Origin of the sequence: Phytoactinopolyspora endophytica (genome assembly GCF_004138495.1) — a bacterium.
GTDB lineage: Bacteria > Actinomycetota > Actinomycetes > Jiangellales > Jiangellaceae > Phytoactinopolyspora > Phytoactinopolyspora endophytica.
On sequence record NZ_ML142864.1, the window covers coordinates 24,719 to 34,426 of the forward strand.

Below are 9,708 nucleotides of genomic sequence, written 5' to 3' on the forward strand. Positions count from 1 at the left end.
GGCGCGTTCGCAACGCCCGGCCGCGCGCGATGTCGTCGTCGACGGGGGCATGGCCGTCCGGTTCATCGGTCAGTGCGTCCTCGAACAGGGCGCGAAGGTTTCTGTCGTTCACAGTTGCTCCTTCATCTCGGCGAGCGACGTGGTGCCAAGGAGGTCACGTAGGCGGACCAGCCCGCGAGACGTCTGGCTTTTGACAGTGCCGGCGCTGCAGCTGAGCAGGTCGGCGACTTGTTCGACCGAGAGATCTTCCCAGAACCGCAGTACGAGGACGGCCCGTTGTCGTTGTGGAACTTCGACGAGGACATCCAGCAGGCGGCGTCGCAGGGTGGGGTCGCCCAGTTCGGCGGGGTCCCCGGAGGTGTGCCGCTCCGGCGTCGCGCGAGACGGCCCGGCATAACTGTTGACCGCAGCGCCAGCGCCCTCGTGGTTCCGTGAGACCTCTGCCGCCTGCTCACGCCGCCATGGTCGCCGGCTGTGGTCGATGTAGGCGTTGACGAGCGTCTTGCGTGCGTACGCGTCGACGTCGTCACGCCGTTTCACCCGCCGCCAGGCCACGTACAGCTTGGCGAGCGTCTCCTGAACAAGGTCTTCGGCGAGGTGCCAATCGCCGCACAGCAGGAATGCGGTCCGTAGCAGGGCTCGCCGTCGTGCGACGACGAACTCCCTGTACGAGGCCTCGTCGACCTTCAGCACATCCGCCTCCTCGCGTCGTTATGGGATGACGTTCTCACCCCGTCCACGGACCTGGCGGCGAAACGGGTTGCACTACCGGGTACCGGGCGACATTCGACGACGCTAGCGTCCTGCGGGCCGTGCGCCAGGGGCCACGATCCGCAGGACGTTGCGGTGGATCAGGCGGCGTGTTCGACCGGCTGCTGATCCGAGGTGTGCCGGAAGCGGCCAGGCAGCAGCTTCTCGGTCGGGAAGAACGCCAGCCAGCAGATCACCGTCGGCAGGAAGTGGATTCCCAGGGTCAGGTAGGTCACGAGGTGGAACGTGAGGAAGAACGCGGCGCCGAAGTAGAGCCACTTCCCCTTCACGAACAGCACGATCGGGGAGAGGAACTCGGCGATCAACATCACCCATTGGCCGATCCGTAGCAGCCACGGATAGTCCAGCGACCACCGCGCGAGATCGGTCGCGCGGCGGATGAACGCCCACGACAACACCGCGCCGTTGGCCCATGCGAACGGCGCGCCGTTGCGGACCCATTTCGCCAGCGCTGAGCCGAAGTAGGTGAAGATCACCGAGACCTGGATGCACCGGAATGCCCACCCGGCCGCTGGGCTGCCGCCGTGGTCGGACAGTCTCGCCCGGCCGATGGTGGGCAGGACGAACACGGCGATGACCAGGGCGAGATGGTCGTGGTCGACCTTGCCGAACGACATGCTCAGGATCAGCCACTCGAAGTAGCACAGAGCGACGGTCCAGCCGGCCAGCCGTGGCAACCGTCCGGTGGCGGCGACGAGCGAGCCGACGACTATCAGCACCTGCAGCGTCTGCGCCAGCCCCACCGACGGTTCGGGCAGCGGCAGCGCCCGCCCTATCCACAGCGGCTCGTACAGCTCCGGCGTGTGTCCGTGCGGAATGACGTCGTTGCGCAGGTAGAAGATGTCATACAGCAGAAAGAGGTAGATCGCCGCCCGCATGATCGCCACACGTGCGAACGGCAACTCGGGCATCCACCACGCGCGGACGTGGGAACCCACGCGCCGCCATGTTCCGCTGTCCGCTGAACCGCCGGCTACCCTGGTGGCCACGCCGTGCGCGTCGGCGCCCAAGGGCTCGGACGCGGATCCGACGGCCGGTTCGCTGCCGCTCGCGACGTCCTGCTCGGGGTCGAATCGGCGGGTCATCGAACGACCTCCCATTCGGCGAGTAGCGTCGTCTCGGGTTCGCCGACCACGTAGCCGTCCTCGAGCTGGTAGACGTCCCGCATCAGATACAGATGCGTGTATTGGTCGCGTTCCGGGTGGATGTCGCGGTAGGCGTCGGCGATGACCTGCATGAGCGACGGGTCGTCGAGGAAGTCGCCGAGCTGGCCCTCGACTTCGGCCCGTCCGATGCCGGTGCCGGTGGCGTTCAGTGGCACCCGCACGTCCTCCTCACCGCTTTCGGTGTCGGCCAGGATGTAGGTCGAGCGCGTGGTGCCGTTGAGGTCGTGGGCGCTCGCGTACTGCGCCATCGAGCCGAACGGGAAGAAGTCGTCGGAGTCGCGCAGTGTGCCGTGGACGAGCGCGACAAGCCCGACCACCACGAGACCGAGCCGCCACGCCGTGCCCCAGCGGGACAGGCGGGTTCGAGGCCGGGCCGGCCTGAGTGCGGTAATCCTCACTCGTAAGAGGGTACGCATCTAGGGCCGGCCGGTCAGGAGGACGGGGGCGAGTTTCGCTTCCTCCGCGCCGTCCGCCCGATCAGGGACTGAGCCGGGCGACGGCGGCGGAGGGGTCGCGGCTTGCACTCTCGGGGTGAGAGTGCTAAAAACGGCGTTAGCACTCTTAAGATGAGAGTGACAGGAAAGCCGGGTCGGCGAGGCCTCGGAAGTCCGGCGAAAGGGAGCCGGTCCTTCGCGGCCGTCCGTCGCGGGCGTCGTACCGGGCCATCCACCCGCAACCGGGAGGACCAACCCATGCCAAAAATGATTGCCTTCGATGAGGAGGCGCGGCGTGGCCTTGAGCGCGGCATGAACGCACTTGCCGACGCCGTCAAGGTCACCCTCGGCCCGAAGGGCCGCAACGTCGTGCTGGAGAAGAAGTGGGGCGCGCCGACCATCACCAACGATGGTGTCTCCATCGCGAAGGAGATCGAGCTCGAAGACCCGTGGGAGAAGATCGGGGCCGAGCTCGTCAAGGAGGTCGCGAAGAAGACCGACGACGTCGCTGGTGACGGCACCACCACCGCCACCGTGCTCGCCCAGGCTCTCGTACGTGAGGGTCTGCGCAACGTGGCGGCCAGCGCCAACCCCATCGCGCTGAAGCGCGGCATCGAGCAGGCCGTCGAGGCCGTGTCCGAGCAGCTGCTCGCCTCGGCCAAGCCGGTCGAGACCAAGGAGCAGATCGCGGCCACCGCGTCCATCTCCGCGGGCGACGCTCAGATCGGCGAGCTGATCGCCGAGGCCATGGACAAGGTCGGCAAGGAAGGTGTCATCACCGTCGAGGAGAGCAACACCTTCGGGCTCGAGCTTGAGCTGACCGAGGGTATGCGCTTCGACAAGGGCTACACCTCGGGCTACTTCGTCACCGACGCCGAGCGCCAGGAGGCCGTCCTCGAGGACGCGCACATCCTGCTCGTCGAGTCCAAGATCTCCAACGTCAAGGACCTGCTTCCGCTGCTGGAGAAGATCATGCAGGGCGGCAAGCCGCTGCTGATCATCTCCGAGGATGTCGAGGGCGAGGCCCTGGCCACGCTGGTCGTCAACAAGATCCGTGGCACGTTCAAGTCCGTCGCGGTGAAGGCACCTGGCTTTGGCGACCGCCGCAAGGCCATGCTTCAGGACATCGCGATCCTGACCGGTGGTCAGGTCATCAGCGAGACCGTCGGCCTGAAGCTGGAGAACGCCACCGTCGACCTGCTGGGCACGGCCCGCAAGGTGGTCGTCACCAAGGACGAGACCACCATTGTCGAGGGTGCCGGCGACGCCGACCAGATTGCGGGCCGGGTCAGCCAGATCCGCGCCGAGATCGAGAACTCCGACAGCGACTACGACCGTGAGAAGCTGCAGGAGCGGCTTGCCAAGCTCGCCGGCGGCGTTGCCGTGATCAAGGCGGGCGCGGCCACAGAGGTCGAGCTCAAGGAGCGCAAGCACCGCATCGAGGACGCCGTTCGCAACGCGAAGGCCGCCGTCGAGGAGGGCATCGTCGCCGGTGGCGGCGTGTCGCTGCTCCAGGCCGCGGTCAAGGCGTTCGAGAAGCTCGACCTTGAGGGCGACGAGGCCACTGGTGCCAACATCGTCAAGCTCGCCGTCGAGGCTCCGCTGAAGCAGATCGCCATCAACGCCGGCCTCGAAGGCGGCGTCGTGGTGGAGAAGGTCAAGGGTCTGCCCGACGGTCACGGTCTGAACGCCGCGACCGGCGAGTACGAGGACCTGCTCAAGGCCGGTGTCCCTGACCCGGCCAAGGTGACCCGCTCGGCGCTGCAGAACGCTGCTTCCATTGCGGCGCTCTTCCTCACCACCGAGGCGGTTGTCGCCGACAAGCCGGAGAAGGCAGCGGCCCCTGCGGGCGGCGACCCGACCGGTGGAATGGGTGGGATGGACTTCTAAGTCCTTCGTCTCGCTCAGCACCACGCACGAAAGACGGTGCCCCGGCCGACTTGGCCGGGGCACCGTCTATTTCCTCCTTTGTCCCGGGTTGCTTGGGTCGGAGGGGCTGGTAGAGGTGGGGAGGGGAGAATTCCCGGCCTCGCCCGCGGCCAGATCGTCGACCCCACCCCACGAAGTTCCTCGCTGGCGCTCGGATACTTCGCGGGGGACCCCGGGGGATCTCCTCACAGGCCGACGCCCGCGCCTACCCTGGCCGGGAAATTCTCCCCTCCCCACCTCCGTCTGGGTCACCACGTGCAATCCGAGATGGAGGATCTCCACCTGCACGCGACTATCTGGCGCGGTTCACGCTGTCGGCGGCCCGGAGGTAGCGTGCGGCCTGCTGGCGGAGATGGTCGGCGAACTCGGGTGGGTCGAGGACGTCGAAGTCCGCGTCGAGCATGGACAGGTACACGGCGAGCATGTCCCAGGAGTCGGAGCCGGCCTTGATCACGCAGGTCCGTTCGTCGATGGGTTCGACCGTGACGGCGGCTGGAAGGCGGCTCCTCGCGTTTTCGGCTGGGGCGTGCAGGCGAATTCGGGCCCGGTACACCCATGTTGCGGTGTCGACGCCCTGGGAGACGAAGTCGGCGACGGCGCCGTCGGGCATCTCTCGCGGGACGAAGCGCGGCCCGGTGGGTATTCGCGGTGTGATCCGGTCGACCCGGAAGGTGCGCCAATCGTCGCGCTCGACGTCCCAGGCCAGGAGATACCATCGGCGCCCACGATGGACCAAGCGGTGTGGCTCGACCTTGCGGATGGTCTCATCACCGCCGTGATTGAGGTAGCCGAACCGGAGCTGTTCGTGGTCGCGGCAGGTAGCGGCGATGGTTGTGAGCACGTCGGCGTCGACCGTGGGCCCGGCAGCCGCGGTGGCAGGGACGGTGTAGGTCTGCAGGGTGTCGACGCGGCGCCGCAGCCGGGTGGGAAGCACCTGTTGGAGCTTGGCCAGGGCTCGCACCGACGTCTCCTCGATGCCGGTGATGGAGCCGCCGGTGGCTGTGCGCAGGCCCACGGCGACGGCGACCACCTCCTCGTCGTCCAGCAGCAGCGGTGGCATCTCTGCTCCTGCACCGAGCCGGTAGCCACCGGCGACGCCGGGTGTCGCGTCGACGGGATAACCAAGGCTACGCAGCCGGTCGACGTCCCGGCGGATCGTCCGGACCGCCACGCCGAGCCGCTGGGCCAGATCTGCGCTGGCCCATTCCCGGCGGGCTTGAAGCAGAGACAGCAGGCGGAGCAGGCGTGCCGATGTGTCCAACATGAATCAGAGTCTGCCAGCAATTGCGGCCTAAACCTGGCCGCGATGGGTGACAACGTGAAGGGCATGACGAACACCACTGACATCCGCCCCTTCCGCATCGAGATTCCGCAGGCCGACGTCGACGACCTGCACGACCGGCTGGCCCGCACCCGGTGGCCGGCCGAGATCGCCGGTACCGGATGGGAGCGTGGAGTCCCCGTCGGTTACCTCAAGGAGCTGGCCGAGTACTGGCGCACCGAGTTCGACTGGCGTGCCCGGGAGGCTGAGCTCAACGAGTTCCCGCAGTTCGTGACCACGGTCGACGGTCAGGACATCCACTTTCTGCACGTTCGCTCTCCCGAACCGGACGCGCTGCCGCTGATCCTCACCCACGGCTGGCCGAGCTCCGTCGTCGAGTTCACCGAGATGATCGGGCCGCTCACCGACCCGGCTGCGTATGGCGGAGATCCGGCCGACGCATTCCATGTGGTCATCCCGTCTCTCCCGGGCTACGGGTTCTCCACGCCGGTCCGAGAGCCGGGCTGGGGCGACCTGTTCCGGGTGGCTCAGGCGTTTGCCGAGGTCATGCGCCGTTTGGGATACGAACGCTATGCGGCCCAAGGCGGCGACGTCGGCGCCGGTGTGACAGCGTTGCTGGCGATGGTCGAGCCGGAACGGGTGGTGGCGACCCATACCAATGGACCGGTGCCGTTTCCGTTCGGGCCTCCCGCCGAGCTCGACGGGCTCTCCGACGACGAGCAGATCCGGGCCGAACGGTTCAATCAGTTCCAGAGCGACGGTCTGGGATACCTGCACCTGCAGTCCACCAGACCGCAGACGATCGCCTACGGCCTGAACGACTCGCCGGTTCAGCAGTTGGCGTGGATCGTGGAGAAGTTCCGGGAGTGGACCGACCCGGCCGCCGAGCTGCCGGACGACGCCGTGGACCGCGACCGGCTGCTCACCAATGTCAGCATCTACTGGTTCACCGGGGCTGGAGCGACGGCGGCCCATTCGACGTACGACGGCATGCAGGCATTCCGTGAGTTCATGGAGTCAGCGGCGCAGTCCGGCGGCGAGGGCGGTGGGGCTGAGGAGGGCACGGCCGGTGGGCACGCGCAGATGCCGGAGCTTCCACCAAGCGGTATCGCCGTGTTCGCGGCGGACAACAGCATTCGGCACCTGGTCGACCCGATGAACGCGGTGGTGCACTGGTCCGAGTTCGACCGCGGCGGACACTTCGCCGGCTTCGAGACTCCCGATCTCCTGACGGGGGACATCCGGACGTTCTTCCACTCCTACCGGTGAGGCTGGAGAGTCCTCAGCGGGTGACGAGGTCGTGTGGCGTGACCGTCACTGGGAACGGGCGCTCTAAAGTGACCTTGTCGTCGCCGGTGCCGTTCGCGACCTCGACGTATCGACCGTCGTGAAGGTCGTATGCCACGATCGACGGCGTCGCAGGATCCACGATCCAGTACGACGCCACGCCACCTTCGGCGTACTTGGCGTACTTCAAGGTGGTGTCGCGCAGTCGGCTGCTCGCCGAGAGGACCTCCACTGCAAGCTTCAGTGGGGAGGTGATCCTCGTGTCGCCGACGTCTTCGTTGGCGACGACGAGCAGATCGGGCTCGAGCGAGTTGCGCTCGTCAGGCTGCCAGTCCAACGGTGCGAAGAAGACCTCTAGGTTTGGCGGACAAGACTCTTCAAGCACGCGTGTCAGCCGCCGCACTGCTCGTTGGTGCAGAGGAATGGGCGCCGGACTCACGATCAGCGTCCCATCGATGAGTTCGTAACGTAGACCGTCGTCGTCGGGTAGCTGGGCCAGGTCGTCGACCGTCCAGTTATCCGTTGCACGGGGCATCACCGCCATAGTTGTCATGCTGCCCTCCTGGGCTGAGTTTTCCAAAATGATCATGCAGTATGAGGCTAGCTCTCGGAAACGACTTTCTCTCAGCGTGAACAGAGGCACATGACGGCATACACTTACGAACAGATGATATGTGTATTGGAGGATGCGTGCGCGGACGGACTGATCGGTACTTGTTCAGCCGCGGTGGGATGCCTGAGTCAGGAGCTCCCGGGCGCGGGCGGCGGCATCAGAGATGATCTGATCCACGGTTGCCGGATCGAGGGGCGCCGAGCTGTCGGCTTCTGAGTCCTCGGGCGTACCGTCGCTCGATTCAATTGCTCCACCCTCGCGCCCGGCGGCGTCCCGCATGTTCGCCGGAGGCCCCGAGTTGCGGCGCTGAAGCTCGTCGAGGAGATCGTCCTCGCCCCGTCCGCGCATCAGCAGGAGCAGGAACGGATCCGCGTCGAGCAGCCAGGATGCCTGGTAGCACAACGCGGCCGCGTGCGTGCAGGGGTGTCCCCAGTCGTCGCAGCTGCATCGCGGTTCGAGGTCGTCGATCCCCGGCAGTAGCTGTACGCCCGCGTCGTACGCCGCATCCGCCAGGTCGTCGGGCATATCGCGCTCCAGCAGCGCGGCGACGTGGCCGGCCTTGGAGGCGATCCGTCCCAGCAGCCGCTCCCAGTCGCTGTCGTTGAACTCGTCGAGGAAGACCAGCGTCTCGTGCGGTGTGTGGTCGTCTCCGTAGACGGTGGCGGAGATCCGGCCCGGGCTGATCGTGATCGTCCCGACGTGGCCACCGTGCGCGTAGGCCCGTCCGCGTCGTAACGCATCGGAGTCGAGCGACGAATCTTCCAATGCGTCGATCCAGGCGTTGCCCCACCACGTCTGGGCACGGCGGGTACGACGTTTTCGTGCTTCGAACGCTGGGAATCCTTTGGCCAGCTCACTCATCAGGTCTCCTTCGTGGATGATCGGATACGAGAATCGGGCGCTATGACGCCCTGAAGTCGCATCCGATCACCGCGGTCTCAGCGTCACCAGGTCGGCGAGGTCGGCGTCGGACAGCTCGCTCAGCGCGGCCTCACCCGAGCTGAGCACCGCGTCGGCGAGCTCACGTTTGGTCTCGAGCATGGCCGCGATCCGGTCCTCGACCGTTCCTTCGGCGATCAGCCGGTGGACCTGTACCGGCCGGGTCTGGCCGATCCGGTAGGCACGGTCCGTCGCCTGCTCCTCGACTGCCGGGTTCCACCAGCGGTCGTAATGGATCACGTGGCCGGCCCGGGTCAGGTTGAGCCCTGTCCCGGCTGCCTTCAGCGACAGGACGAACACCGGCGCCTGCCCAGGCGGGCTTTCCTGGAACCAGCGAACCATCCGCTCGCGCTGTTCGATGGGTGTGCCGCCGTGCAGAACCTGAACGGGCGTGCCACGGGCCGAGAAATGCTCGTCGAGTAGCCGCGCCATGCCGACGTACTGGGTGAAGATCAAGGCGGCGTCGTCCTCGGCGGTGATGGTATCGACCAGCTCGTCGAGGAGGTCGAGCTTTCCCGAACGGCCCGCCGCGCCCAGCGGCTCCTTCAGGTACTGCGCAGGGTGGTTGCAGACCTGTTTCAGCGCCGTCAGCAGTGCCAGAACAAGGCCGCGTCGAGCCATGCCGCTACTGGTCCTGATCTTCTCCATCGTCTCCTGGACGACGGCCCGGTACAGATCGGCCTGTTCCGGCGCCAGCGACACCGGACGGTCGGTCTGCGTCTTCGGCGGCAGCTCAGGGGCGATCCCGGGGTCGGATTTGCGCCTGCGCAGCAGAAACGGCCCCACCAGGCGGGAGAATCGGCGTGCCGTGTCGGTGGCCAGCGGCTCCTTGCCCGATTCGATCGGCTCGGCCCATCGGGTCCGGAACGCACCGAGGGAGCCGAGCAGGCCCGGGGTGGCCCAGTCCAGGATCGCCCACAGCTCGGACAGGTTGTTCTCGACCGGCGTGCCGGTGAGCGCGACGCGGGCCTGGGCCGGGATGGTCCGAAGCGCCCTCGCGGTCTTGGACCGTGCGTTCTTGATGTGCTGGGCCTCGTCGACGACGAGCAGTCCCCACGGCGCCGTCGTGATCGTGTGCCGGGGATCCTGGCCGTTGGAAGCGCCGTCACCTCCACCGGCGCCTCCGCCGTCATCGGCCTCGGGTACCGCGTCGGTCGTGGCCTCGTCGGTCTCGCTGACATCGACTCGCATGGTGCCGTAGGTCGTGATGACGAAGCCGCCCTCGGTGTGCCGCAGGATCGAGTCCAGCTCGCGGCGGGCGCCATGGTAGCGGCGCACGGGCGTGCC

At 67.0% G+C, this 9,708-nt stretch carries 9 protein-coding genes; 2 read left to right on the top strand and 7 right to left on the bottom strand.

What is annotated here, in order from left to right:
* Positions 1 to 108 precede the first annotated feature (108 nt).
* From ELR45_RS25295 to ELR45_RS25305, 3 genes are all read right to left on the bottom strand, one after another.
* Positions 109 to 693 carry a SigE family RNA polymerase sigma factor gene (locus tag ELR45_RS25295; protein WP_129668826.1) on the bottom strand — a complete coding sequence of 195 codons (585 nt, stop codon included), beginning with the start codon at positions 691 to 693 and terminating at the stop codon, positions 109 to 111.
* A gap of 158 nt (positions 694 to 851) precedes the next feature.
* Positions 852 to 1,856 carry a hypothetical protein gene (locus tag ELR45_RS25300; protein WP_205857241.1) on the bottom strand — a complete coding sequence of 335 codons (1,005 nt, stop codon included), beginning with the start codon at positions 1,854 to 1,856 and terminating at the stop codon, positions 852 to 854.
* Complete coding sequence (locus ELR45_RS25305) at positions 1,853 to 2,335, bottom strand: hypothetical protein (RefSeq protein WP_129668827.1); 483 nt, start codon at positions 2,333 to 2,335, stop codon at positions 1,853 to 1,855. The genes ELR45_RS25300 and ELR45_RS25305 overlap by 4 nt, the downstream gene beginning before the upstream one ends.
* A gap of 294 nt (positions 2,336 to 2,629) precedes the next feature.
* Between ELR45_RS25305 and groL the strand changes: the two genes are divergently transcribed.
* Entirely contained in the window at positions 2,630 to 4,261 is a 1,632-nt protein-coding gene (groL, locus tag ELR45_RS25310) for a chaperonin GroEL (RefSeq protein ID WP_129668828.1), read from the top strand.
* Between the two features lie 331 nt (positions 4,262 to 4,592).
* Here groL and ELR45_RS25315 read toward each other — a convergent pair whose 3' ends face one another.
* Positions 4,593 to 5,564 carry a helix-turn-helix transcriptional regulator gene (locus ELR45_RS25315; protein ID WP_129668829.1) on the bottom strand — a complete coding sequence of 324 codons (972 nt, stop codon included), beginning with the start codon at positions 5,562 to 5,564 and terminating at the stop codon, positions 4,593 to 4,595.
* A gap of 63 nt (positions 5,565 to 5,627) precedes the next feature.
* Here ELR45_RS25315 and ELR45_RS25320 point away from each other — a divergent pair, with 63 nt between their 5' ends.
* Positions 5,628 to 6,851: an epoxide hydrolase family protein gene (locus tag ELR45_RS25320; RefSeq protein WP_129668830.1), complete on the top strand. Its 1,224-nt coding sequence runs from the start codon at positions 5,628 to 5,630 to the stop codon at positions 6,849 to 6,851.
* 13 nt (positions 6,852 to 6,864) lie between these two features.
* Here ELR45_RS25320 and ELR45_RS25325 read toward each other — a convergent pair whose 3' ends face one another.
* From ELR45_RS25325 to ELR45_RS25335, 3 genes are all read right to left on the bottom strand, one after another.
* Positions 6,865 to 7,422: a Uma2 family endonuclease gene (locus tag ELR45_RS25325; protein ID WP_129668831.1), complete on the bottom strand. Its 558-nt coding sequence runs from the start codon at positions 7,420 to 7,422 to the stop codon at positions 6,865 to 6,867.
* A gap of 165 nt (positions 7,423 to 7,587) precedes the next feature.
* Positions 7,588 to 8,343, bottom strand: a complete 756-nt coding sequence (locus ELR45_RS25330; RefSeq protein WP_129668832.1) for an SWIM zinc finger family protein — start codon at positions 8,341 to 8,343, stop codon at positions 7,588 to 7,590.
* A 66-nt stretch (positions 8,344 to 8,409) separates the two neighbouring features.
* On the bottom strand, positions 8,410 to 9,708 hold a 1,299-nt coding region (locus ELR45_RS25335), incomplete at its 5' end, for a DEAD/DEAH box helicase (RefSeq protein WP_165368091.1).